Source organism: Streptomyces sp. NPDC051136 (assembly GCF_044455745.1).
GTDB lineage: Bacteria > Actinomycetota > Actinomycetes > Streptomycetales > Streptomycetaceae > Streptomyces.
Genome location: NZ_JBITFE010000002.1, coordinates 618,438 through 642,487, shown reverse-complemented (window position 1 = coordinate 642,487; position 24,050 = coordinate 618,438). Strand labels below are relative to the sequence as shown.

Sequence of the window (24,050 nt, the reverse complement as noted above, 5' to 3'; positions counted from 1 at the left end):
GCGGCCTACCGCACCGCCACCGCCCGCACGATCTCCTGCGTGACCGAGCCGCCCCGGTCGTCGTGCGCCGTGGCCCGCAGCGAGACGTGTTCGGCGTGGCGCGGCACGCTCAGCGTCCCGTTCCAGGAGGCGTCACCGCCGTGCAGCCGGACCCGCTGCCAGCTCTTCCCGTCGTCGTACGACACGTCGAGGCCGCCGCCGCCGATCGTCCCGGTGTCCGGGGCGCCCGCCACGTACGAGGCGCCGAGGCCGACCCGCAGCTTCTTCCCGCCGCGCACCGTCCCCGCGAGGTCGGTGTCCACGTCGAAGGAGAGGTTGATCAGCGGCAGATAGGTCCACCGGTCCTGCGGGGTGGCGGCGGAACGGAAGGTCCACTCCGCGTGCCCCTTGCTCGCGAGCGGCCACCGCGCCGCGTCGAGCGCGGTGTCGGTGACGAGCTTGTACGTGTGCTCGTCGGCCGGCGCGTCCGAGACGTACGCGGCGGAACTCGGGCCCTGGTCGACCAGTTCGCCGTCCAGGTAGACCGAGGTGGTCTGCGACACGCCGCTGCCCTCGCTCCACACGTCGCCGAAGCCGGTGTGGTCGGGGCCGGAGTCGCCCCAGCCGGGCGCGTTGAACTGGAGCTGGTTGCCGACGCGCTGCTGTCCCCAGCCGAGCCCGGTGCCGAGGTAGGGGTGCCACACCGGCTTGAACCAGTCCAGCTCCGCGCTGGACCCTCCGCGGTACGCGACGACTCCGCCGCGCTCCTCGATCGCCTCACCGGCGCTCGTCACGGTCTCGTGCCACCGCTGGCCGGGTCCGGTGGACACGTACTCGGTGCGCTGGACGGGGTAGTCGATCCGCTCCCGGAAGCCGAGGCCGATCGGGAAGGTGTCGGTGAGCGAGTACCGGAACTCGCCGCCGCCGGCCGGCTCGGCGCCGTGGTACGCGGTGTGCAGTTCGGCGAGGTCGCGGTGGCCGGGCCGGTAGGTGAGGCCGCGGTCGGGCACGGCGCCCCGGTGCCCCTCGGACAGGTCGTACACGTAGGGCGTGTTGCGGGTGCCGGTCATGTCGACCCGTCCGGCCTCGCGCAGCCGGCGGGCGTCGGCCGCGGAGACCGTGGCGATCTGCAGCGGCCGGTCGGCGTTGTCCTCCGTGCCCCACCACGCCATCAGGCGTCCGGCGGTGTCGTCGGTGACGAACAGCGCCTTGACGCCGACGTCCTGCGCGGCCGCGGCGAGCGCCGCCGGTTCGGTCCCGTCGGTGAGCCGGGCGAGGACCGCCTTGCCGCGCACGCCGTCCGGGAAGGGCCCGTCGCCGATGTCCCCGACGTCGGCCAGGGGCAGCCGGGTGCGGCCCTCGATCAGGGTGCCGCCGGACTGGACGGTGGCCTCGCCGATCCCCTTGACCTCCAGCAGCGGCTTGCCGAGCCGCCACACGGTCCGGTACTCGAAGCCGCCCTCGGTGACCTTCTTCGTGGGCGCGGCGAAGATGCTGTCGTACGTCAGCGGCACCTGGACGGCGCCGAACAGGTCGGAGCCGTTCGCCTCGCGGTCGTACTCCATGAGGAGCTGCCGGGTCTCGGTGCGCCGGTCGACGTCCGCGGCGATCTCGCGCAGCTCGCGGCCGTCCAGGGTGATCTCGCGGTCCCGGTCGACGACGACCTCCGGCGCGGCGAGGAAGCCGAGTCCGAGGGAGTCGGCGCCGTGGCTGCCGCGCACGTCGAGGAAGGACGACAGGCTGTACGTGCCGGGCTTGAGCCGCAGCTCCAGGGTGCCGGACTCGCCGACGTGCGCGGGGACCGGGTCGACGCCCTTCGCGAGCTGCTGGACGGTCAGGTCGGCCGGTGTCGCGGCACCGAAGCGGTCCTTGACGTGCACGGTGAGCGTGTACCGCTCCTCCTCCTTGACCAGGCCGAACGCGGTGTGCGCGAGGGTGGTCCCGGTCGCGTCGGCCGCCACGATCTGCCCGCCGGTGTTGCCGGCCGGCGCCTTGGAGGCGTCGCCGGTGACGGTGGTGGAGGCGGTGCCGTGCGCGGGGACGGTCAGGGAGGTGTCGGCGAGGGTGGCGACGCCCTCGGGGGCGCCCCGCACGGACAGCTTCAGCTCGACGTCGGAGGCGGAGGTGTTGGTGTAGGTGACGGTCCGGGTGACCGGCTGGTGGGCGTCGTACGGCCAGGAGTAGAAGCCGAGGTCGGCGCTGCCGGTCGCGGTGACGTCGGCGCCGACGGCGTCCGGCACGCTGACCCGGCCCGCGCCCAGCTGGTGGACGGGGGCGTCCAGCTCCTTCGACGTGGACATCAGCGCGTTCTTGAGCCGCGCGCCGTCCCAGTCGGGGTGCTCCTCGGCGAGCAGGGCGGCCACCCCGGCGATGTGCGGCGTCGCCATCGACGTGCCGTCCATGCTGGTGTAGTCGCCGGTGCCCTCCGCCAGCCGGGAGCGGGCGGCGAGGATGCCGACGCCCGGGGCCGACAGGTCGGGCTTGAGCGCGTTGTCGCCGTAGCGGGGCCCGGCGCTGGTGAACCAGGCGGCCTGGTCGGCGGAGTCGACGGCGCCCACGGTCAGTGCGGCGTCCGCCGCGCCGGGCGAGCCTATGGAGGACGGGGCGCCGGTGTTCCCGGCCGCGATGACGAACAGGGCGCCGGTCTCGCGGGAGAGGGTGTTGACGGCCTCGGCCATCGGGTCGGTGCCGTCGCTGGCCTCCGTGGAGCCGAGGCTCATGGACACGATGTCGGCGTCCACGTCCCGGGCGGCCCACTCCATGCCGGCGATGATCTCGGACTCGCTGCCGGAGCCCCCGTCGTCGAGGACCTTGCCGACCGCGAGGGTGGCGCCGGGGGCGACGCCCTTCTCCTTGCCGTCGGAGGCGGCGCCGCTGCCGCCCACGGTGGAGGTGACGTGGGTGCCGTGACCGTGCCGGTCGGCGACCTCCTGGCCCGGGATGAAGCTCTTGCTCTGCGCGATCCGCCCCGCGAGGTCGGGATGCCCGGCGTCCACGCCGCTGTCCAGCACGGCCACGGTGACGCCCTTGCCGGTGAGCCCGGCCTCCCAGGCCTCGGGGGTGCCGATCTGGGCGTTGGACTCCGCCATGTCGGCGGTGACCCTCCCGTCAAGCCACACGCCGTCGATCCCGGCGCCGCGGCGGGTGAACTCCCGCCAGAAGGTCCGCCCCTTGTCGGCGTCGACGGCGGCCCCGCGCACGCTGGGCAGCGCCCGGGTGCGCTCGGTGCCCCGCGGGGTGGCGGCCCGCGTGCCCTTGCCGTAGGTCACGATCAGCGGCAGCTCGCCGGTCTCGGTGTCGGCGAGCCCCTGCTCCAGCAGCGCCCCGACGTCGAAGAGCCGTTCGTCGAGGCTGCCGTCGCGCAGGTACGGCAGCGCCTCGTCCGGTACGACGGTGGTCCGGCCGCCCGAAGTGCTGGTGCGCACGGCCCCGGTGGCGCCCTCGGGGCGCTCGACCGTGACGGTCTTCCGGCCGCCGCCGAGGTCGGTGACGGTCACCCGGTCACCGGTGACGAGGGTGACGGTGCGGGCCGCGCCGGCCGCGGTGCCCGTACGGGCGGCCGCCGTCGGTGGGCGCGCCGGGTCCGGGGGCGGATCCTGTGCCGCCGCCGTCCCGGCCGACAGCAGCGCGATCACGAGCCCCGCCGACAGGAGGGCCGCCCCGCGTCTGACTGGTCCTGTGCTCATCCACGTCTCTCTTCGTGTCGTCGTCGAGTGCTGTGACGAGTGCTGTGAGCAGTCTCAGGGGGCCTGCTGGACACGGGAGTTGCACGGAGGCGGCGGATAGGCGCCCTGGCGGGTTCCCGCCAGCCGGGCGCGCCGACCTGCACCGGACGCACCGACGGACTCGACCACGGCTGCGGCTTCGACGGTGGGTTCACGGGCGGACTGCGGCCGCGACGGCCGGTTCGGCTACGACGACGGGTTCGGCTGTGGCTGCGACAGCTTCTGCGACCGCGACCGCGATTGGCGAGCCACCGCGACCACGACCACGACCGCGCCTCGGCTGCGACGGGGACGGGGACGGGCGACGGTGACGGCGACAGGGGCGGCGACGGTGACGAGCACGGCGACGAGGACGGCGACAGGGGCGGCGACGGCGGCAGGGGACGTCGGGTCAGGCTGAGCCGAGCTGGGGCCGCGGTGGTGAGATACGTCCGCCGGGCGTCCGACGTCCCGCCGCTGGGCCGGCTCCCTGCGGCCTCGCCCCCGCACACCCCCCGTTCAGCGGCCCCCCGCCCGGCCCCCTCCAGCAGGCGCCCGCCCCTCCCGCCGCGCACGATCGGTGCCAAGAGGCCGGCCACCGGGCGGCCCCGCACGGTCCGCGCTCTCGGGAGGATTCGCCATGACCGTCAGTACCGCCAGTCTGGAGGCGCTGCGCCGCTGCCACTTCGCCGTCGACATGGGCGCCGCGCGGACCCGGGTCTATGTGAAGGGTGCCGGGCTCGTCGTCGACCAGCCGTCCGCCGCGGCGGTCAACACGCGCACGGGCGCGCTCATCGCGGTCGGCGAGTTCGCGGAGAAGATGACCGGCCGTACCCCCGGCTACATCCGTGTCGTGCGGCCCGTCTCCGGTGGCACCGTGGTCGACATCGAGATGGCCCAGCGCATGCTGCGGCACCTGCTCGGCGACCGGATCCGCCGCAGTCTGCGCCGCAAGCCCCGGCTGCGGGCCGCCGTGTGCACCCCGCACGACGCGGACCCGCTGTCCCAGCGGGCGGCGATCGAGACCCTGGTCGGCCTGGGCGCGCGCCGGGTGGAACTCGTCGACACGCTGATCGCGGCGGCGGTCGGCTGCGGACTGCCCGTGGAGCAGCCCGAGGCGACCATGATCATGGTGTGCGGTGCGCACGCCACGCAGGTCGCGGTGCTCTCCCTCGGCTCGATCGTCACCGCCGTCCGCATCCCGGTCGGCGGTGAGGCCGTGGACCACGCGATCGTGCAGCTCCTGCGCCACCAGCACGAGCTGGTGCTGCCCAGCCAGTCCGTGCGCCCGCTGCAACTCGCACTGTCCGGCAACGGGCTGACCCCGCAGGGACCGGCGTCCACCGAGATCCACGGGCGGGACGTGGCGACCGGGCTGGCCCGCAGTGTGCAGGTGGACACGGCCACGGTGCGCAACGCCATCCAGACGCCGCTGACGGCGGTGCTCGACGGTATCGGCAAGGTGCTGCGGGACTGCCCGCCGGACCTGGTCGCGGACCTCGCCGACCGCGGGATCATGATGGTCGGCGGGAGCGCGCTGCTGCCCGGTTTCGACCAGATGCTGCGTCAGGCCACCGGCATGCCGGTGCACATCGCGGAACGGCCCGACGTGTGCGCGGTCCAGGGACTCGGCAGCATGTTGGAGGGCAGGGTCGAGCCACTGGTCCTGCACCCGACGACCTCGGACGCCGGTGTCGGCTCCGGCTCCCGCTCCCGCTCCGGCTCCGACGCCGGCGCGGACACCGGCACCGGCACCGGCACCGGCGTCGGCCCCGGTACCGGTTCCGCCTCCGACTGAGACGCCGCCGGGGGGCCACGGAACGGGGGAAGCCCGACGGATGACCGCGCAGCCCGCGCCCCGACTGACCCGTCTCCTCGAAGCCCTCCTGGACGTCGGCACCGACCTCGACCTGAGCGGTGTCCTGCAGCACATCGTGGACGGCGCCGCCGAACTGACCGGCGCCGGCCGTGCCGCCCTGGTCGTCGCGGACCCCGGCGGGGGCGGCCGCGCCGAGTTCCGCGCCCCGGGCCCCGACCCCGTACCGGAGACGGCCGTCCTGCTGCGGGCGCCGGTGCTCGTGGGCGACGAGGAGTTCGGCGAGCTGCGCCTCGCCCGGCCGCCCGGGTCCGGCCCTTTCACCGCCGAGGACGAGCAGCTGCTGCGGGTCCTGGCCGCCCAGGCCGGTGTCTCGATCGGCAACGTCCGGCTGTACGAGACGGCCCGGCAGCGGGCGCGCTGGATCGAGGGCGCGGCGGCGGTCACCACCGCGCTGCTCACCGAGGAGGGCACGGGGGACGCGCTGGCCACGGTGGCCGAACGGGCCAGGCTGCTCGCCGGTGCCTCCGCGGGCGTCATCCTGCACCCGACCGCCGAGGGCGGCATGGAGATCGTGACCGCCTCCACGCCCGACGACCCGGACGGCATGATCGGTGCGACCATCGCGCCGGGCAGCCCCGTGCTGGAACAGCTGCTGGGCGGTGAGCCGGTGTTCCTCGACGACTCGGCGACCGACCCCCGCATGACGACCCACGTACGGCACCGGTTCGGGCCGAGCATGATGCTGCCCCTGTCGGCGGGCGGCCGGCTGATCGGCACCCTCGCCCTGCCCCGCCGCCGCGGCGGACGCCCGTACACGGACGTGGAACGGCTGCTGGCGACGCAGTTCGCCTCGCAGGCGGCGCTCGCCCTCGACCTGGCCGACGCGCGGCGCGGCCGGGAGCGGCTCGCGGTCTACGAGGACCGCGACCGCATCGCCCGCGACCTGCACGACCTGGTGGTGCAGCGGCTGTTCGCCACCGGCCTGATGCTGGAGTCCACGCAGCGCCGCCCCGGTGCCGACGACGTCCGCGACATCCTCGGCCGGGCGGTGGACGAGCTGCGCTCCACGGTCCGGGAGGTGCGCTCCACCATCCTCGCGCTGCGGCAGCCGCCGGGCGAGGCGCCGACCGGGCTGCGCGGCCGGGTGCTGCGGGAGACCGCGTCGGCCGCCGCCCGGCTCGGTGTCGCGCCGTCCACGCACTTCAGGGGCCCGCTCGACACCCGCGTGCCCGACCGGGTCGCCGACCGCCTGATCACCGCCCTCCGCCAGGCCCTGGCCGAGGCGTCCGCCCGTCCGGGGCTCTCCCGCGTCGAGGTCACCGTCGAGACGCCCGCCGCGTTGCCGGAGGGCCGGGACGGGGTGCGCCTGAGCGTCTACGACCACGACGGGGACGAGGGGCGGGGGACGACGGTCACCTGGTGGGCGCCGCTGTGACGGATGGTGGGCCCTCCCCGCAAGGGGTACTCGGCCCGCGACCCGCGCGGCAGCCGGAGGAGGAGGAACCACCATGAGCGAGCCGACCCCGTCCCAGGCCGAGGGTGACCGCGACGACGCACCGGACGCACCGGACGTCCCGCGGACCACTCCCTCGCAGGCGGAGGGCGAACGCGACGACGAGGACGAGCAGGCCACGGAGGACACGGACGGCCGGTGACGCGCCTCGCCGGTCCCGAGAGTCAGGCTCCGCCGCAGGTGCGAACGTTCCTGCGGCGAAGCGCTCAGGTGGGGCGGGTGGGACTCGAACCCACGGCCGACGGATTATGAGTCCGCTGCTCTAACCGGCTGAGCTACCGCCCCGAAGCGGCGTGTCGCGTACACGTGTACGCGCCGTCTGCCGCAGCATAGCCGCTCATACGATCTCCTGCTTCGGATGGTCGGCTTCCGCGGCTGCCTTCATGACCTTGAGGACTGCGCAGCGTGCCGCGTGGTTCCCGGGTCGTGAGGGCACATGAAAAAGGACCCCGAAGGGTCCTCGTTCACGGTGCTCCCCCGACTGGACTCGAACCAGTAACCTGCCGGTTAACAGCCGGCTGCTCTGCCAATTGAGCTACGGAGGACCGAGCTCCCCGGACTGGACTCGAACCAGTAACCTGCCGGTTAACAGCCGGCTGCTCTGCCAATTGAGCTACCGAGGAATGTCGGTGTCGCATCGAACGCGTCTGCCTGGGTATTCGCCAGGGGGCGCGCGCTCGCTGCGACACATACATTAGCGCAAGCAGGGGGGTGCTCCGCCAATCGGTACTCTCCAGCACCCCGGAGCCAGTGAAGGGAAGGGTGGCCGCCATGCGTTACCGGCTCACGTTCGTCGTCGGACTAGCGGTGGGTTACGTGCTCGGCACGAAGGCCGGGCGGGAGCGATACGAGCAGTTGCGGAAGTCCGCGCGGCAGGTCGCGCAGAACCCGGCCGTGCGCAACACCGCGGAGTCCGCCGCCCAGCAGGGCAGGCACTTCGCCGACAAGGCGTACCACGTGGTGAGCGACAAGGTGGGTGACCGGATGCCCGATTCGGTGGCGCACCGGGTCCGCTCGCTGCGGGAGCGCGGGACCAACGGCAGCGGCCCCGACGACTGGGGCACCAGCAACACCTGAGGTCCCGGTACGGGCACCGCGTCCCGTGCGGCAGAATTTCGGGTATGGGGATAGTCGCCGGGTTGGACAGTTCGCCCGATTTCACTCGTATCGTCGTCTGCGATTCGGACACGGGTGCCGTGCTGCGCCAGGGCTACGCGCCGCATCCGCTGGACAGCCCCGAGGGTGGCGGCCGGCCCGCCGACGTCGATCCGCAGGCCTGGCTGCTGTCCCTCGGGGAGGCGGCCGGCGGCGGGCTCCTGGAGGGCGTGCAGGCCATCGGCGTGTCGGCGCAGGCCAACTCGGTGGTGCCGCTGGACGCGCAGGGCAACACGGTGCGTCCGGCCCTGGTCGGCGGCGACAAGCGGGCCCAGGTCGCGGCGGCCGACCTGATCGACGCGCTCGGCGGACGTGAGGCGTGGGCGCAGGCCGTGGGCTCGGTGCCGCAGGCCGCGCAGCCGGTGACGAAGCTGCGCTGGCTGGCGCGCAACGAGCCGGAGGCCGCCGCGCGCGTCGCCGTGCTCCTCCAGGCACACGACTGGCTGGTGTGGCAGCTGCTCGGGCGTCCCGTGCGGCGGACCACCGACCGGGGCGGGGCGTCCGGCACCGGCTACTGGTCGGCGGCGACCGGCGCGTACCGGCCCGACCTGGTCGAGCTGGCCCTCGGCCATCAGGTGATGCTGCCCGAGGTGATCGGCCCGGCCGAGGCGGCCGGTACGACGCCGGAGGGGCTGCTGATCTCCGCCGGCACCGGCGAGACCCAGGCCGCCGCCTTCGGGCTCGGGATCGGGCTCGGCGACGCGGTGGTGTCGCTGGGGGCGTCGGGGTCCGTGATGGCCGTGCACCACGAGGCGCTGGTCGACCAGTACGGCATGATCACCTCGCTGGCGGACGCCACCGGCATGCACCTGCCGGTCGTCACCACCCAGAACGCCGTACGGGCCCTGCGCGGCACCGCCGAACTGCTCGGCGCGGCGGACCTGGAGAGCCTGTCCGAGCTGGCGATGAAGTCGACGCCCGGAGCGCACGGGCTGGTGCTGCTCCCCTACCTGGAGGGCGAGCGGACGCCGAACCTGCCGCACACCGCCGGGACCCTGGCCGGTCTGCGGCGCGAGTCGATGAAGCCGGAGCACCTGGCGCGGGCCGCGTTCGAGGGCATGCTGTGCGGTCTCGCCGACGCCCTGGACGTGCTGCGCGGCCGGGGTGTGGAGGTTCGGCGGGTGTTCCTGCTCGGTGCGGCGGCCGAGCTGCCGGCCGTGCAGGCGGCGGCGCCCGCGCTGTTCGGGACGCAGGTCGTCGTGCCGCAGCCGGCGGACTACGCGGCGATCGGCTCGGCCCGGCAGGCGGCCTGGGCGCTGGGCGTCTCCCGGGGCACCCTGGACCCGCGCACTCCCCCGGTCTGGCAGGGCGCGGTGGCGCAGGTGCTGGAGCCGGGCGAGGAACTGGCGGTGGGGCAGGCGGTGCGCCAGCAGTACGTGTCGGTGCGCGAGCAGACGCACCCGGGCGCCCTGTGACGCGTGGGCGGGCTTACCGCTCGTAGGCCGGAATTTGCCGTGCTCTTGGGTTAATCGGTTGAGGTAACGCGGGTGGAGTGTTCGACGATAGGGGCCAGGGGCAACCAACCGCGGCCCCTGTCGCCGACTCCGAGAGACTCAGTGTGCTCATACGACTACTACGGACCTATCTCAGGCCGTACAAGAAACCCATCGCTCTGCTGGTGGCGTTGCAGTTCCTGCAGACCTGCGCCTCCCTGTACCTGCCGACCCTGAACGCGGACATCATCGACGACGGTGTCGTGAAGGGGGACTCGGGCTACATCCTGAGCTACGGCGCCCTGATGATCGGCATCTCGCTGGTCCAGGTGGTCTGCAACATCGGCGCCGTCTTCTACGGCGCGCGCACCGCGGCCGCCCTCGGCCGGGACCTGCGCGCCGCCGTCTTCGACCGGGTGCAGTCGTTCTCGGCGCGCGAGGTGGGCCACTTCGGCGCGCCCTCGCTGATCACGCGGACCACGAACGACGTGCAGCAGGTCCAGATGCTGGCCCTGATGACGTTCACGCTGATGGTGTCGGCGCCGATCATGTGCGTGGGCGGCATCGTGATGGCGCTCGGTCTGGACGTGCCGCTGTCCGGGGTGCTGCTCGGGGTCGTGCCGGTGCTGGCGATCTGCGTGACGCTGATCGTGCGGAAGCTGCGTCCGCTGTTCCGGGCCATGCAGGTGCGGCTCGACACGGTCAACCGGGTGCTGCGCGAGCAGATCACCGGCAACCGCGTCATCCGGGCCTTCGTGCGCGACGAGTACGAGCAGCGGCGCTTCCGGAAGGCCAACACCGAGCTGACCGAGGTGGCCCTCGGCACCGGCAACCTGCTGGCGCTGATGTTCCCGGTGGTCATGACGGTGGTGAACCTGTCGTCGATCGCGGTGGTGTGGTTCGGCGCCCACCGGATCGACAGCGGCGGGATGCAGATCGGCGACCTGACGGCGTTTTTGGCCTACCTCATGCAGATCGTGATGTCCGTGATGATGGCCACCTTCATGTTCATGATGGTGCCGCGCGCGGAGGTCTGCGCGGAGCGCGTCCAGGAGGTCCTGGAGACCGAGAGCAGCGTGGTGCCGCCGGTCGCCCCGGTGACCGAGCTGCGCCGGCACGGGCACCTGGAGATCCGGCAGGCGGGCTTCCGCTACCCCGGTGCCGAGGAGCCGGTGCTCCGGAGCATCGACCTGGTGGCCGAGCCCGGCGAGACGACCGCCGTCATCGGATCGACCGGCAGCGGCAAGTCGACGCTGCTGGGCCTGGTGCCCCGGCTCTTCGACGCCACCGAGGGCGAGGTGCTGGTCGACGGGGTGGACGTGCGGACCGTCGACCCGAAGACGCTCGCCAAGCTGGTGAGCCTGGTGCCGCAGAAGCCGTACCTGTTCGCGGGCACCGTCGCGACCAACCTGCGCTACGGCAATCCGGACGCCACCGACGAGGAGTTGTGGCACGCGCTGGCGGTGGCGCAGGCCAAGGGCTTCGTCTCCGAGCTGGAGGGCGGCCTGGACGCGCCGATCGCGCAGGGCGGCACCAACGTGTCGGGCGGTCAGCGCCAGCGGCTCGCGATCGCCCGGACCCTGGTCCAGCGCCCGGAGATCTACCTCTTCGACGACTCCTTCTCCGCCCTCGACTACGCCACCGACGCGGCGCTGCGGGCGGAGCTGGCCCGCGAGACGGCCCGGGCGACCGTGGTGATCGTGGCGCAGCGGGTGGCGACCATCCGGGACGCGGACCGGATCGTCGTGCTGGACGAGGGGCGGGTGGTCGGCGTGGGCCGCCACCACGAGCTGATGGCGGACAACGAGACCTACCGGGAGATCGTGCTCTCCCAGCTGACGGAAGCGGAGGCTGCCTGATGGCCGGGCCTGCGGGTCGCATGATGGCCGGGGGCGGCCCCGACCAGCGTTCGATGGACTTCAAGGGGTCGAGCAAACGGCTCGTCGCCCAGTTCCGGCCGGAGCGGGCGACGCTGTTCACGCTGCTGGCGTGCGTGGTCGTCAGCGTCGGCCTCAACGTGGTCGGGCCGAAGATCCTCGGCCGGGCCACCGACCTGGTCTTCGCGGGCATCGTCGGGCGGGACATGCCCTCCGGTGCCACGAAGGAGCAGGTCCTCGCCTCCATGCGGGAGCGCGGTGACGGCAACGTGGCCGACATGCTCCGCAGTACGGACTTCACCCCGGGCCGGGGCATCGACTTCGGCGCGGTCGGCGAGGTGCTGCTGCTCGCGCTGGCGACGTTCGCGGTGGCGGGACTGCTGATGGCGGTGGCCACCCGGCTGGTGAACCGCGCGGTGAACCGCACGATGTTCCGGCTGCGCGAGGACGTGCAGACGAAGCTGTCCCGGCTGCCGCTGTCGTACTTCGACAAGCGCCAGCGCGGCGAGGTGCTCAGCCGCGCCACCAACGACATCGACAACATCGGGCAGACGCTCCAGCAGTCGATGGGGCAGCTGATCAACTCGCTGCTCACCATCATCGGCGTGCTGGCGATGATGTTCTGGGTCTCCTGGATCCTGGCGCTGGTCGCCTTGGTGACCGTGCCGCTGTCCTTCGTGGTGGCCACCCGGGTGGGCAAGCGGTCGCAGCCCCAGTTCGTGCAGCAGTGGCGCTCGACGGGGCAGCTGAACGCGCACATCGAGGAGATGTACACCGGGCACGCGCTGGTGAAGGTGTTCGGACGGCAGGAGGAGTCGGCGAAGCAGTTCGCCGAGCAGAACGACGCGCTGTACGAGGCCGGGTTCAAGGCGCAGTTCAACAGCGGGATCATGCAGCCGCTGATGATGTGCGTGTCCAACCTGAACTACGTGCTGGTCGCGGTGGTCGGCGGCCTGCGGGTGGCGTCGGGCTCGCTGTCCATCGGTGACGTGCAGGCCTTCATCCAGTACTCCCGGCAGTTCTCGATGCCGCTGACGCAGGTGGCGTCGATGGCGAACCTGGTGCAGTCGGGCGTGGCGTCGGCGGAGCGGATCTTCGAGCTGCTCGACGCCGAGGAGCAGTCCGCGGACCCGATCCCGGGCACCCGGCCCGAGGACCTGCGCGGCCGGGTGGAACTGGACCACGTGTCCTTCCGCTACGACCCGGAGAAGCCGCTGATCGAGGACCTGTCGCTGAAGGTGGAGCCGGGCCACACGGTCGCCATCGTCGGCCCGACGGGCGCCGGCAAGACCACGCTGGTCAACCTGCTGATGCGGTTCTACGAGGTCTCCGGCGGCCGGATCACCCTGGACGGCGTCGACATAGCGAAGATGTCCCGGGACGAGCTGCGGAGCGGCATCGGCATGGTCCTCCAGGACACCTGGCTGTTCGGCGGCACCATCGCGGAGAACATCGCGTACGGGGCCTCGCGGGAGGTCACCCGCGGCGAGATCGAGGAGGCCGCGCGGGCCGCGCACGCCGACCGGTTCGTACGGACGCTGCCCGACGGGTACGACACGGTGATCGACGACGAGGGCACGGGGGTGAGCGCGGGTGAGAAGCAGCTGATCACCATCGCGCGGGCGTTCCTGTCCGACCCGGTGATCCTGGTGCTCGACGAGGCGACGTCGTCGGTGGACACGCGGACCGAGGTGCTGATCCAGAAGGCGATGGCGAAGCTGGCGCACGGGCGGACGTCGTTCGTGATCGCGCACCGGCTGTCGACGATCCGGGACGCGGACACGATCCTCGTGATGGAGGACGGGGCGATCGTGGAGCAGGGGGCGCACGCGGAGCTGTTGGCCGCGGACGGGGCGTACGCGCGGCTCTACAAGGCTCAGTTCGCGGAGGCGGTGGCTGAGGTGGGGTGAGGTGGGTCAGACGGTTGCCCGGCGTCGGGGTGCGCCATGCCTCAGTCCAAGTAGCCCCTCAGCTGGTCGGCGTAGGCGTGGTCGCGGAGTTTGTTGAGGGTTTTGGACTCGATCTGGCGGATGCGTTCGCGGGTGACGCCGAAGAGGCGGCCTATCTCCTCCAGGGTCCGCGGGCGGCCGTCGACCAGGCCGTACCGGAGCTGGACGACCTTGCGTTCGCGTTCGCCGAGGGTGGAGAGCACCGCCTCCAGGTGCTGGCGCAGCAGCAGGAACGCGGCCGACTCGACGGGGCTGGCGGCGTCGCCGTCCTCGATGAGGTCACCGAGGGCGACGTCGTCCTCCTCGCCGACCGGCGCGTACAGCGACACCGGCTCCTGGGCCAGGCGCAGCACCTCGCCGACGCGCTCGGGGGCCAGGTCGAGGTGGGCGGCGACCTCCTGCGGGGTCGGCTCGTAGCCGCGTTCCTGGAGCATGCGGCGCTGGACGCGGACGACCCGGTTGATCAGCTCCACGACGTGGACGGGGACGCGGATGGTGCGGGCCTGGTCGGCCAGGGCGCGGGACATCGCCTGGCGGATCCACCAGGTGGCGTAGGTGGAGAACTTGTAGCCCCGGGCGTAGTCGAACTTCTCGACCGCCCGGATCAGCCCCAGGTTCCCCTCCTGGACCAGGTCGAGCATGGTCAGCCCGCGGCCGACGTACCGCTTGGCCACCGACACCACGAGCCGCAGGTTCGCCTCGATCAGGCGCCGCTTGGCGAGGCGCCCCATGACGACCAGCCGGTCGAGGTCGAGGGCGAGGCGGTCGTCCAGGCCGGGGGTGCGCCGCAGCTTCTCCTCGGCGAACAGCCCGGCCTCCACGCGCCGGGCGAGGTCGACCTCCTCGGCCGCGGAGAGCAGCGGGATCCGGCCGATCTCGCGCAGGTACTGCCGGAACAGGTCGGAGGAGGGGCCGCCGGACTCCGTACGGGTGGGCGGCGGCGGTTCGGGAGCCTCCGCGGCCTCCAGGGTCTCCGCGGCGTCCGCGGGAGGGCGGTGCGCGGCCGGACCGGCACCGGGCTGTGCGGGCATCGCGACGAGCCTGCCGCGTTCCGCGTCCGGCTCCGCACCGCCGGTACCGGTGTGGGTCTGGGTGAGGGTCTGGGTCTGCACGGGGGCGACCTCCAGGATGGACGCGTCCGGCGGGGGACCGGCGGCGGTACGGCGGGGGACGAAGTCGGCTCGCTCGCCGCCGCCCGTCCCGCACGCGGGCACTCAGGCTCCGCCCCCAGTGTGGGGTACGACACATCGCCGCCACGAGGGGCGTGCGGTGACTTTTTGCGTCCGGGCCGTGACCCACGGGTTACCGGCCGGTGTTCACCGGGACCGGCACCCGGCGCCGTCTAGAGCGCGGCGGCGCCGTGTTCGCGCAGGTTCTGGTCGTACTGCTGGAGGATCCACAGCTCGTTCTGCACGGCGGCCAGCTCGGCGGGGTCGCCGTGGGTGGACAGGCGGGTGAGGCGGCCGGTGATGTCGCGGATGCGGCGCTCGACGGCGCGGCGGCGGACCGTGACCAGCTGGGCGCCCGCGTAGACCTCGTCGACGCCCTTGACGCCGCGGTGGAGCATGATCGCCTCGACCGCGAGTTCGGTGACCATGGCGCGGACGGCGTCGTCGGGGGCGGCCTCGCGGACCCGGACCAGGTAGTCCTGCGGGTCCTGGACGCCGAACTCGGCGCCGCCCGCCTCCATGATCGCCTCGCGCACGGCGGCGTAGGGCGGGGCGGTGAACTCGTCGACGCCGTACGCGTCGAAGGCCGGGGAGACCAGCTCGGGGCGCTGGAGGGCGAGCTTGAGCAGCTCGCGCTCGGTGGCGAAGACCGGGTTGCGGAGGTTGAGGGCGGGGCCGCGCGGGGCGGGCCGGGCGGGGCCGGACTGCTGGTGCGGGGCGCCGCCGCGCTGCCGCTGGTCGGGGGCGGGGCCCTTGCCGCCGCGGTCGCGGGCCCAGCGGGCCAGCTGGGCGATCCGCTTGACCACGAACTGGGTGTCGAGGATGCCGAGCATGCCGGCGAGCTGCACGGCGACCTCGTGCTGGGCGCCGCTGTTCTTGATGCGGGCGACGACCGGCCCCGCCTCGTCCAGCGCGGCCGCGCGGCCGGCCGGGGTGTCCAGGTCGTAGCGGGCGACGATCTGGCGCAGCGCGAACTCGAACAGCGGGGTGCGCGGCTCGACCAGGTCGGCCACCGCGTCGTCGCCCTTGGCCAGGCGCAGGTCGCAGGGGTCCATGCCGTCGGGGGCGATGGCGATGTAAGTCTCGGCGGCGAACTTCTGGTCGTCCTCGAAGGCGCGCAGGGCCGCCTTCTGTCCGGCCGCGTCGCCGTCGAAGGTGAAGATCACGCGGGCCGAGCCGTTGTCCATGAGGAGCCGGCGCAGGATCTTGATGTGGTCGCCGCCGAAGGCGGTGCCGCAGGTGGCGATGGCCGTGGTGACCCCGGCGAGGTGGCAGGCCATGACGTCCGTGTAGCCCTCGACGACCACCGCGCGGGACGCCTTCGCGATGTCCTTCTTGGCGAGGTCGATGCCGTAGAGGACCTGGGACTTCTTGTAGATGGCCGTCTCGGGGGTGTTCAGGTACTTCGGGCCGTTGTCCGATTCGTAGAGCTTGCGGGCGCCGAAGCCGACGACGTCGCCGCCGATGTCGCGGATGGGCCACATCAGCCGGCCGCGGAAGCGGTCGATGGGGCCGCGGCGGCCCTCCTGGGCGAGACCGGAGAGCAGCAGCTCCTTGTCGCTGAAGCCCTTGCCGCGCAGGAAGCGGGTGAGGTGGTCCCAGCCCTGCGGGCTGTAGCCGACGCCGAAGTGCTCGGCGGCGGCCTGGTCGAAGCCCCGGTCGGCGAGGAAGGCGCGGCCGGTGTCCGCTTCGGAACCGGTGGCGAGCTGCTCGGCGTACCACTGGGCGGCGATCTTGTGGGCCTCGACCAGGCGGATGCGCTCGCCGCGCTGGTGGGAGGGGTTGTAGCCGCCCTCCTCGTAGCGCAGGGTGATGCCGGCCTGGCCGGCCAGGCGCTCGACCGCCTCGGAGAAGGTGAGGTGGTCGATCTTCATCACGAACGTGATGGTGTCGCCGCCCTCCTGGCAGCCGAAGCAGTGGAAGAACCCCTTGCTCGGACTGACCTGGAAGGACGGTGACTTCTCGTCGTGGAAGGGGCACAGCCCCTTCAGATTGCCGCCCCCCGCGTTGCGCAGCTGGAGGTACTCCGAGACGACGGCGTCGATCGGGACCGCGTCCCGTACCGCCTTCACGTCCTCGTCGTTGATCCGTCCTGCCACGCGTGAAGTCTACGGGGCGGCACCGACATGCCCGTGCCCGCCGGGAGGGCTCGGCCCGGAGGCGGACCCCGCCGCGCAGCGGCCGCCCCGCGCGGCGCTCCCGGGGTCCGGCCGGGGGTCCGGGCGGTGCCCCCGGGAATCGGGGCCGGGGGCCGGCCGGCCGTCACGCGACCAGACTTTCCAGGGACACGTGCGGGTTCGCCAGCGCCTCCGTGTCCACCCGGGTCTTCGAGCGGATCAGCCGCTGGACCGGCTCCGTGACGTCCCACACGTTGACGTTCATCCCGGCCAGCACCCGGCCCTCCTTCACCCAGAAGGCGATGAACTCGCGCTTGGCCGCGTCCCCGCGGATCACCACCTGGTCGTAGGACCCGGCCGGTGCCCAGCCGGAGTACTCCATGCCGAGGTCGTACTGGTCGGTGAAGAAGTAGGGCACGCGGTCGTGGGCGAGGCCCTTGCCGAGCATCGCGCGGGCGGCGGCCGGGCCGCCGTTGAGCGCGTTGGCCCAGTGCTCCACGCGCAGATCGGTGTCGAAGAGGGCGTGGTGGAAGGAGGCCACGTCACCGGCCGCGTAGACGTCGGGGTCCGAGGTGCGCAGCTGCGCGTCGACGACGACGCCGCCGCCGTGGGCGCGGTCGGCGATCTCCAGTCCGGCGGCCTGGGCGAGCGCGGTGCGCGGGGCGGCGCCGATCGCGGCGAGCACGTCGTGCGCGGGGTGCTCCTCGCCGTCGTCGGTGCGGGCGGCCAGCACCATGCCGTCCTGGCCGATGATCTCGGTCAGCCGCACGCCGAAGCGGAAGCGGACGCCGTGCGCCTCGTGCAGCTCGGCGAAGACGGAGCCCAGCTCGGGCCCGAGGACGCCGTGCAGCGGGGTCGGGGCCGGCTCGATGACGGTGACCTCCGCCCCGTACTGGCGGGCCGCCGCCGCGACCTCCAGGCCGATCCAGCCGGCGCCGGCGACCACGAGGTGGCCGTTGTCCCGGCCGAGGGAGGTGAGGACGCCCTTGAGGCGCTCGGCGTGGGCCAGGCGGCGCAGGTGGTGGACGCCCGCGAGGTCGGTGCCGGGGACGTCGAGGCGGCGGGGCTCGGCGCCGGTCGCCAGGAGCAGCTTGTCGTACCTGACGTGGGTGCCGTCGTCGCCGTAGTGGACGGTCTTCGCGGCGCGGTCGATCGCGACGACGGTCTGGCCGAGGTGCAGCTCGATGTCGTGCCGCGCGTACCAGGCGGGCTCGTGCACGAAGACGCTGTCGCGCTCCTCCTTGCCGAGGAGGTAGCCCTTGGACAGCGGGGGGCGCTCGTAGGGGTGGTCGCGTTCGTCGCAGACGAGGATCACCCGGCCGGTGAAGCCCTCCGTGCGGAGCGTCTCGGCCGCCTTCGCGCCCGCCAGGCCGCCTCCGACGATGACGAATGTCTGATCCGCGTCGACCACTTGTTGCCTCCTCGTCAGGGTGCCGCCACATGCGAGCCTCCCGCACGTGGCGTGGTGCGGGAAGGGGCAGCGACCCGATCAGGCCACGGAGTGCCGCGTCACGGGCGCCCGAGCACCGCGTTCCGGACGCCCCGGGCCCCGCCGGGTCGTGCCTGTCCCGCCGCCAGTCTCATGGATGCCCCGTCAGGCGGGCGTGAAGCGAGCGGGCCGAGGCGTCGGTGAGCGAGGCGATCTGGTCGACGATCACCCGTTTGCGCGCCCGGTCGTCGGCGGCCCGGTCGAACAGGGCGCGGAACTGGGGGTCGAGTCCGTCGGGCGCGCGGGCGGTCAGCGCCTCGGCCAGCTCCGCGACGACGACGCGCTGGTCGGCGCGGAGCCGCTCCTGCTCGGTGCGCTGCATGACGTACCGCACGGCGACCGCCTTGAGGACGGCGCACTCCATGCGGATCTCGCGGGGCACGACCAGCTCGGCGGTGTACCGGGTGAGCCGGCCGCCTCCGTACGCGGCCCGGGTGGCGGCCTCGGCGGCCTGGCAGAAACGGCCGATGAGCTGGCTGGTGGCGTCCTTCAGGCGGGCCTGCGCGACGGCCGAGCCGTCGTAGCCGTGCGGCCACCAGTCCTGGGCGAGGAGCCGGTCGAGGGCGGCGGCGAGTTCCGCGTGATCGGTGCCCGCGGGGACGTACCGACCGACGGCCGCGTCGAAGACCGCCTCGCGTTCGGGGTCGGCGAGCAGGCAGTTCGGGTCGATGTGGCCGGCGTGCAGGCCGTCCTCGACGTCGTGCACGGAGTACGCCACGTCGTCGGCCCAGTCCATGACCTGGGCCTCGAAGCAGGTACGGGCGCCGGGGGCGTCCTTGCGGAGCCACTCGAAGACGGGCCGGTCGTCGTCGTACACGCCGAACTTGGGAGAGACCGGGCCGGCCGGGCCGCCGCCGCGCGGCCAGGGGTACTTGGTGGCGGCGTCGAGCGTGGCACGGGTGAGGTTGAGGCCGACGGGGCCGTCCTCGGTGAACCGCTTGGGCTCGATGCGGGTGAGGAGCCGGAGCGACTGGGCGTTGCCCTCGAAGCCGCCGCAGTCCTCGGCGAACGCGTTGAGCGCCTGTTCGCCGTTGTGCCCGAAGGGCGGGTGGCCCAGGTCGTGCGCGAGGCAGGCGGCCTCGACGAGGTCCGGGTCGCACCCGAGGGCGGCGCCCAGCTCCCGGCCGACCTGGGCGCACTCCAGGGAGTGCGTGAGGCGCGTGCGGGGGCTGGCGTCCCAGAGGTGGCTGCCCTCCCCCGGCGCGACGACCTGCGTCTTGCCGGCGAGGCGGCGCAGCGCGGCGGAGTGCAGGATGCGGGCGCGGTCGCGCTGGAAGGCGGTACGGCCGGGGCGTTTGTCCGGTTCGGGGGCGTAGCGGGCGGCTGACGCCGGGTCGTAGAGGGGTGCGGTGCCTGTGCCTTCCATGCCATGAACATTAAGCGGAAGGTGTGACAGGTGGGTCGCCTATGCGGGTGCCGGGTGCGGTTGTCGGGTGAGTGCGGCGTCTGTCGTGGCTGGTCGCGCCCACGCGGTGGAGCCGCAGGGTGATGCGCCCCGCGCCCCTTCACCCGCGTTGCTCGCATAGCCGATTCCCCGCGCACGGTCGTAGCGGTGCAGGAGCAGGTGGGCCATCGACGGGTGGGTGCCCAGGGGTTCGGAGGCGATCCACGGGGCCGCCGTCGCGCACTGGGTGGCGAAGCGGCCCGGGGCGGTGAAGCAGGAGGCGACGGCCACCCTGCGGTGGCCACGGTCGGTCAGCGCGCGTACGGCCTCCGGGACCGTCGGGGTCGCCGCCGAGGCGTACGCGGGGAGGACCGGGACGCCGAGGCGGGCCGAGAGGGCGGCGGCCGTGCGGGCCGTGTCGGCGCTCGACTCCGGGTCCCGGGAGCCCGCCGAGGCGAGGACGACGGCGTGGTCCGGGCCCGCGTGGGCCGGCCAGCCGGCTTCCGTGAGGCGGGCGTGCAGGGCGTCCACGAGAAGGGGGTGTGGGCCTAGCGGGGCGGCCACGCGGGTGCGGGCACGGGAGACGGCCGCCGTCTCGGGGATGTCCCGCTTGACGTGGTGGCCGCGGCTGAGCAGGAGCGGGACGAGGACCGCCTCCCCGGTGCCGAGCGCGGTCAGGGTGTCCGGCAGCAGCGGCTCGTTCAGCTCGATGTGGCCCAGGTGCACCGGAAGGGCGGGGCGCAGGGTGCGGACCCGGTCGAGGAGGGCGCGTACGGTGCCGAGCGCGCGGGGGTCGCGGCTGCCGTGGGCGACGACGACCAGGGCGGGGGCGTCCCCACGGGTCGCCGTGTCCGCCGTGTCCGTCCCGTCCGCCGTGCTTGCCGTGTCCGCCGTGTCCGTGCGGGTCGCCGTGCCTGTCGTGTCCGTCGTGCTGATCGTCCGTGTCCTCGCCGTCATGTGTCGAGGGTGCCCGCCGGACGTTGCCTTCCCGTTGCACGGGTGTCACGGGGGTTTTCCTTCGGTTCACACGGCGCCGGGCGCCCCGTGTGAGCGGCCCGCGAACCGGACGGCGCCTGCTGACGTCCCTGGGAGCAGGAGACGACCGGGAGGGGACCGACACCGATGCGCCGCTGGAGACCTCGCGTACCGCGCCTTCCGCGCACCCGGAAGGGGAAGCGGCGGCTGATCCGGCTGGTCGTGGCCGGATGCGTGCTGGCGCTGCTGCCGAGCGCGTGGATGCGGGTCGTGACGGACGACCGGCTGCGTACCGTCGCCGACGTGCCGCACACCCGGGTCGCGGTGGTCTTCGGCGCGGGGCTGTGGGACGGGGAGCCGTCGCCGTACCTCGCGCACCGGCTGGACGCGGCGGCCGGCCTGTACCGGGCGGGGCGGATCGAGGTGGTGCTGGTGACCGGGGACAACAGCCGCGAGGAGTACGACGAGCCGGACGCCATGCGCGCCTACCTGGTCCGCCACGGCGTGCCCGACGGGCGGATCGTCAGCGACTACGCGGGCTTCGACACCTGGGACTCGTGCGTCCGCGCCAAGAAGATCTTCGGGGTCGACCGTGCCGTGCTGATCAGCCAGGGCTTCCACATCCGGCGGGCGGTGGCGCTGTGCCAGGAGGCGGGGGTGGCGTCGTACGGCGTCGGGGTCGACGCCCGGCACGACGTGACCTGGTACTACGGGGGCGCGCGGGAGGTCCTCGCGGCGGGCAAGGCGGCGCTGGACGCGGTCCTCGAACCGGACCCGCACTTCCTCGGGCCGAAGGAGCCGGGGGTGGAGCGGGCGCTCGCCGCCGCGCCGTGAGGCGGTCCTCACGGCCTCCCCGCCGCGGCGGGGAGGCCGCCGTCCCGGCGGCGTAACAGAGCGCCGCCCGGTCGCGTAACACGGAAGCCGCAGGCTGGGCGGCATGCAGAACACCGGCACGGACACCACCGCCGCGGCGGGCAGCGCCACGCCCGTCCCCACGCACTGCCCGTACTGCGCCCTGCAGTGCGGGATGAACCTGACGCCCGTCCGGGGCGGGACCGTCGAGGTGTCCGAGCGCGCGGACTTCCCGGTGAACCGGGGCGCGCTGTGCGGCAAGGGGCGTACGGCGCCGGAGGTGCTCGCGCCGGGGGCGCGGCTGACCTCGCCGCTGGTGCGGTCCGGGGACGGCGCGCTGGTGCCGGCCGGGTGGGACGAGGCGCTGGACCGGATCGCCGGGAACCTGGAGCGCACGCGGGCCCGGTACGGGGCGGACGCGCTCGGCGTGTTCGGCGGGGGCGGGCTGACCAACGAGAAGGCGTACGCGCTGGGCAAGTTCGCCCGGGTGGTGCTGGGCACCTCGCAGATCGACTACAACGGGCGGTTCTGCATGTCGTCGGCGGCGGCGGCCGGGACGCGGGCCTTCGGGCTCGACCGGGGGCTGCCGTTCCCGCTGGAGGACATCCCGAAGACCGGGTGCGTGATCCTCGTCGGATCCAACCCGGCGGAGACGATGCCGCCGTCCCTGCGCTACTTCACCGAGCTGCGGGAGAACGGCGGCACGCTGATCGTCGTCGACCCGCGCCGCACGAGGACCGCCGAGCAGGCCGACCTGCACCTCGCGCCCCGGCCCGGGACCGACCTCGCGCTCGCGCTGGGCATGCTGCACCTGGTCGTCGCCGAGAGCCGGGTCGACGAGGCGTACGTCGAGGAGCGCACGTCCGGCTGGGAGGAGGCGCGGGCGGCGGCGATGGCGCACTGGCCGGAGTACGTGGAGCGGATCACCGGCGTGCCGGTGCCCGAACTGCGGGAAGCGGTACGGCTGTTCTGCGCGCCCGAGGCGGCGATGATACTGACCGCGCGCGGGCCCGAGCAGCAGGCCAAGGGCACGGACACGGTGGGTGCGTGGATCAACCTGTGCCTGGCGACCGGCCGGGCCGGGCGGCCCCGGTCGGGCTACGGCTGTCTGACCGGACAGGGCAACGGGCAGGGCGGGCGCGAGCACGGGCAGAAGGCCGACCAGTTGCCGGGCTACCGCAAGCTGACCGACCCGGCGGCGCGGCGGCACGTCGCCGAGGTGTGGGGCGTGGACCCGGACACGCTGCCGGGGCCGGGGCGCAGCGCGTACGAACTGCTGGACGCGCTGGGCACGGACGTCAGGTCGCTGCTGGTGATGGGTTCCAACCCGGTGGTGTCGGCGCCGCGCGCCGCGCACGTCGAGGGGCGGCTGCGGTCGCTGGACTTCCTCGCGGTGTGCGACGTGGTCCTCTCCGAGACGGCGGAACTCGCGGACGTCGTCCTGCCGGTGACGCAGTGGGCGGAGGAGACGGGGACCACCACCAGCCTGGAGGGGCGGGTGCTGCTGCGGCGGCGGGCGATCACGCCGCCGGAGGGGGTGCGCGGGGACCTGGAGGTGCTGCACGCCCTGGCCGGGCGGCTCGGTGTGGAGAAGGGGTTCCCGGTCGAGCCCGAGGAGGTCTTCGAGGAGCTGCGGCGGGCGAGCGCGGGCGGCCCGGCGGACTACTCCGGGATCGACTACCGGCGGCTGGCCGAGGAGAACGGCGTGTTCTGGCCGTGCCCGGCGCCCGCACACGACGCGGCCCGGCCCGACCCGGGCCCCTTGGCGCCCGCGGACGACACCGCCCGGCCCGACCCGGGCCCCTTGGCGCCCGCACACGACACCGTCCGGCCCGACCCGGGCCTCGTGGCGCCCGCGGACGACGCCGCGCCGCCCCACCCGGGCTCCCCGGCGCCCGCGCACCACGCCACCCCGCCCCACCCCGACGGCTCCCCGGCGTCCGCGGACGACGCGCCCGTGCCCCATCCGGGCACCCCGCGCCTCTTCCTCGACCGCTTCGCGACCGACGACGGACGGGCCCGCTTCGCGCCCGTCACGCACCGGCCCAGTGCCGAGGAGCCGGACGAGGAGTACCCCGTGCTGCTGACCACGGGCCGGGTCGTGGCGCAGTACCAGTCCGGGGCCCAGACCCGGCGGGTGTCCGAGCTGAACGCCGCCGCGCCGGGCCCCTTCGTGGAGCTGCACCCGCGGCTGGCGGCGCGACTGGGGGCGGCCGAGGGCGACCCGCTGGCGGTGGTGTCCCGGCGGGGGCGGGCGGTGGCACCGGCCCGCATCACCACCGGCATCCGGCCCGACACCGTGTTCATGCCCTTCCACTGGCCGGGCGAGGGCCGCGCCAACACCCTGACCAACCCGGCGCTCGACCCGACCTCGCGGATGCCGGAGTTCAAGGTGTGCGCGGTGCGGGTGGAGCCGGTGCGGTAGCCGTCACCCCGGCCGGTTCCCGCCCCGGACGCGGCGACCGCGTGCCCTGAGCCGCACCGCGACCGCCGGGGGGACGACCTGCTCCTCACAGCCCCCTCGGGCGCCGTCTCGGCGCAGGGGTGGCCCGGACCCTCGTGCGCACGCTCCCGGCCCGGACGGGTGGGTCCTCCCGGTCCGGACGGGCGGTTCCTCCCGGTCCGGACGGGGGTC

15 protein-coding genes and 3 tRNA genes are annotated in these 24,050 nt (G+C 73.8%); 9 read left to right on the top strand and 9 right to left on the bottom strand.

Annotated features, from left to right (window positions below):
* Positions 1-5: 5 nt before the first annotated feature.
* Positions 6-3,665 carry a S8 family serine peptidase gene (locus tag ACIBCJ_RS08380; protein ID WP_365979171.1) on the bottom strand — a complete coding sequence of 1,220 codons (3,660 nt, stop codon included), beginning with the start codon at positions 3,663-3,665 and terminating at the stop codon, positions 6-8.
* 658 nt (positions 3,666-4,323) lie between these two features.
* Between ACIBCJ_RS08380 and ACIBCJ_RS08375 the strand changes: the two genes are divergently transcribed.
* The 3 genes from ACIBCJ_RS08375 to ACIBCJ_RS08365 all read left to right on the top strand — a co-directional run bounded on the left by ACIBCJ_RS08375 (position 4,324) and on the right by ACIBCJ_RS08365 (position 7,157).
* Positions 4,324-5,481 carry a rod shape-determining protein gene (locus ACIBCJ_RS08375; protein ID WP_365979170.1) on the top strand — a complete coding sequence of 386 codons (1,158 nt, stop codon included), beginning with the start codon at positions 4,324-4,326 and terminating at the stop codon, positions 5,479-5,481.
* 40 nt (positions 5,482-5,521) lie between these two features.
* Positions 5,522-6,937, top strand: a complete 1,416-nt coding sequence (locus tag ACIBCJ_RS08370) for a GAF domain-containing protein (protein ID WP_365979169.1) — start codon at positions 5,522-5,524, stop codon at positions 6,935-6,937.
* 73 nt (positions 6,938-7,010) lie between these two features.
* Entirely contained in the window at positions 7,011-7,157 is a 147-nt protein-coding gene (locus tag ACIBCJ_RS08365) for a hypothetical protein (protein ID WP_362504085.1), read from the top strand.
* Between the two features lie 69 nt (positions 7,158-7,226).
* On the opposite strand, the gene ACIBCJ_RS08360 is transcribed toward ACIBCJ_RS08365, so the two are convergent.
* The 3 genes from ACIBCJ_RS08360 to ACIBCJ_RS08350 all read right to left on the bottom strand — a co-directional run bounded on the left by ACIBCJ_RS08360 (position 7,227) and on the right by ACIBCJ_RS08350 (position 7,638).
* Positions 7,227-7,300: transfer RNA gene (locus ACIBCJ_RS08360), tRNA-Ile, on the bottom strand.
* Between the two features lie 187 nt (positions 7,301-7,487).
* Positions 7,488-7,560, bottom strand: a tRNA-Asn gene (locus ACIBCJ_RS08355).
* Between the two features lie 5 nt (positions 7,561-7,565).
* A tRNA-Asn gene (locus tag ACIBCJ_RS08350) sits at positions 7,566-7,638 on the bottom strand.
* Positions 7,639-7,786: 148 nt separating this feature from the next.
* On the opposite strand from ACIBCJ_RS08350, the gene ACIBCJ_RS08345 reads away from it, so the two are divergent.
* The 4 genes from ACIBCJ_RS08345 to ACIBCJ_RS08330 all read left to right on the top strand — a co-directional run bounded on the left by ACIBCJ_RS08345 (position 7,787) and on the right by ACIBCJ_RS08330 (position 13,390).
* Positions 7,787-8,092 (top strand): YtxH domain-containing protein, encoded by a 306-nt coding sequence (locus ACIBCJ_RS08345; protein ID WP_166661637.1) that lies wholly within the window; start codon positions 7,787-7,789, stop codon positions 8,090-8,092.
* Positions 8,093-8,136: 44 nt separating this feature from the next.
* The gene (locus ACIBCJ_RS08340; RefSeq protein ID WP_362099201.1) at positions 8,137-9,585 is read left to right on the top strand and encodes an FGGY family carbohydrate kinase; all 1,449 of its coding nucleotides are present in this window, start codon (positions 8,137-8,139) and stop codon (positions 9,583-9,585) included.
* A 143-nt stretch (positions 9,586-9,728) separates the two neighbouring features.
* A complete protein-coding gene (locus tag ACIBCJ_RS08335; RefSeq protein WP_133885846.1) occupies positions 9,729-11,462 on the top strand; it encodes an ABC transporter ATP-binding protein in 1,734 nt (577 codons plus the stop codon).
* Entirely contained in the window at positions 11,462-13,390 is a 1,929-nt protein-coding gene (locus ACIBCJ_RS08330) for an ABC transporter ATP-binding protein (protein WP_362099204.1), read from the top strand. Before ACIBCJ_RS08335 ends, ACIBCJ_RS08330 begins: the two co-directional genes overlap by 1 nt.
* Before the next feature lie 41 nt (positions 13,391-13,431).
* Here the strand turns inward: ACIBCJ_RS08330 and ACIBCJ_RS08325 are convergent, their stop codons facing one another.
* The 5 genes from ACIBCJ_RS08325 to ACIBCJ_RS08305 all read right to left on the bottom strand — a co-directional run bounded on the left by ACIBCJ_RS08325 (position 13,432) and on the right by ACIBCJ_RS08305 (position 20,545).
* Positions 13,432-14,643, bottom strand: a complete 1,212-nt coding sequence (locus ACIBCJ_RS08325; protein WP_399282061.1) for an RNA polymerase sigma factor — start codon at positions 14,641-14,643, stop codon at positions 13,432-13,434.
* Between the two features lie 128 nt (positions 14,644-14,771).
* Positions 14,772-16,697 (bottom strand): DNA primase, encoded by a 1,926-nt coding sequence (dnaG, locus tag ACIBCJ_RS08320; RefSeq protein ID WP_362099207.1) that lies wholly within the window; start codon positions 16,695-16,697, stop codon positions 14,772-14,774.
* Positions 16,698-16,860: 163 nt separating this feature from the next.
* Positions 16,861-18,126 (bottom strand): FAD-dependent oxidoreductase, encoded by a 1,266-nt coding sequence (locus ACIBCJ_RS08315; protein ID WP_362099210.1) that lies wholly within the window; start codon positions 18,124-18,126, stop codon positions 16,861-16,863.
* A gap of 169 nt (positions 18,127-18,295) precedes the next feature.
* The gene (locus tag ACIBCJ_RS08310) at positions 18,296-19,570 is read right to left on the bottom strand and encodes a deoxyguanosinetriphosphate triphosphohydrolase (RefSeq protein ID WP_362099213.1); all 1,275 of its coding nucleotides are present in this window, start codon (positions 19,568-19,570) and stop codon (positions 18,296-18,298) included.
* A 39-nt stretch (positions 19,571-19,609) separates the two neighbouring features.
* Positions 19,610-20,545, bottom strand: a complete 936-nt coding sequence (locus ACIBCJ_RS08305; protein WP_365979168.1) for a sirohydrochlorin chelatase — start codon at positions 20,543-20,545, stop codon at positions 19,610-19,612.
* A gap of 165 nt (positions 20,546-20,710) precedes the next feature.
* Here ACIBCJ_RS08305 and ACIBCJ_RS08300 point away from each other — a divergent pair, with 165 nt between their 5' ends.
* Both ACIBCJ_RS08300 and ACIBCJ_RS08295 read left to right on the top strand, forming a co-directional pair.
* Positions 20,711-21,397 carry an ElyC/SanA/YdcF family protein gene (locus ACIBCJ_RS08300; protein WP_365979167.1) on the top strand — a complete coding sequence of 229 codons (687 nt, stop codon included), beginning with the start codon at positions 20,711-20,713 and terminating at the stop codon, positions 21,395-21,397.
* A gap of 103 nt (positions 21,398-21,500) precedes the next feature.
* Entirely contained in the window at positions 21,501-23,840 is a 2,340-nt protein-coding gene (locus ACIBCJ_RS08295) for a molybdopterin-dependent oxidoreductase (RefSeq protein WP_365979166.1), read from the top strand.
* Positions 23,841-24,050: the final 210 nt, after the last annotated feature.

Bases quoted from the DNA above. Each gene is read 5' to 3' on its own strand.
- ACIBCJ_RS08380 (WP_365979171.1), bottom strand. From the start codon at position 3,665: ATGAGCACAGGACCAGTCAGACGCGGGGCGGCCCTCCTGTCGGCGGGG.
- ACIBCJ_RS08340 (WP_362099201.1), top strand. From the start codon at position 8,137: ATGGGGATAGTCGCCGGGTTGGACAGTTCGCCCGATTTCACTCGTATC.
- ACIBCJ_RS08375 (WP_365979170.1), top strand. From the start codon at position 4,324: ATGACCGTCAGTACCGCCAGTCTGGAGGCGCTGCGCCGCTGCCACTTC.
- ACIBCJ_RS08305 (WP_365979168.1), bottom strand. From the start codon at position 20,545: ATGACGGCGAGGACACGGACGATCAGCACGACGGACACGACAGGCACG.
- ACIBCJ_RS08370 (WP_365979169.1), top strand. From the start codon at position 5,522: ATGACCGCGCAGCCCGCGCCCCGACTGACCCGTCTCCTCGAAGCCCTC.
- ACIBCJ_RS08295 (WP_365979166.1), top strand. From the start codon at position 21,501: ATGCAGAACACCGGCACGGACACCACCGCCGCGGCGGGCAGCGCCACG.
- ACIBCJ_RS08365 (WP_362504085.1), top strand. From the start codon at position 7,011: ATGAGCGAGCCGACCCCGTCCCAGGCCGAGGGTGACCGCGACGACGCA.
- ACIBCJ_RS08310 (WP_362099213.1), bottom strand. From the start codon at position 19,570: ATGGAAGGCACAGGCACCGCACCCCTCTACGACCCGGCGTCAGCCGCC.
- ACIBCJ_RS08300 (WP_365979167.1), top strand. From the start codon at position 20,711: ATGCGCCGCTGGAGACCTCGCGTACCGCGCCTTCCGCGCACCCGGAAG.
- ACIBCJ_RS08345 (WP_166661637.1), top strand. From the start codon at position 7,787: ATGCGTTACCGGCTCACGTTCGTCGTCGGACTAGCGGTGGGTTACGTG.
- ACIBCJ_RS08330 (WP_362099204.1), top strand. From the start codon at position 11,462: ATGGCCGGGCCTGCGGGTCGCATGATGGCCGGGGGCGGCCCCGACCAG.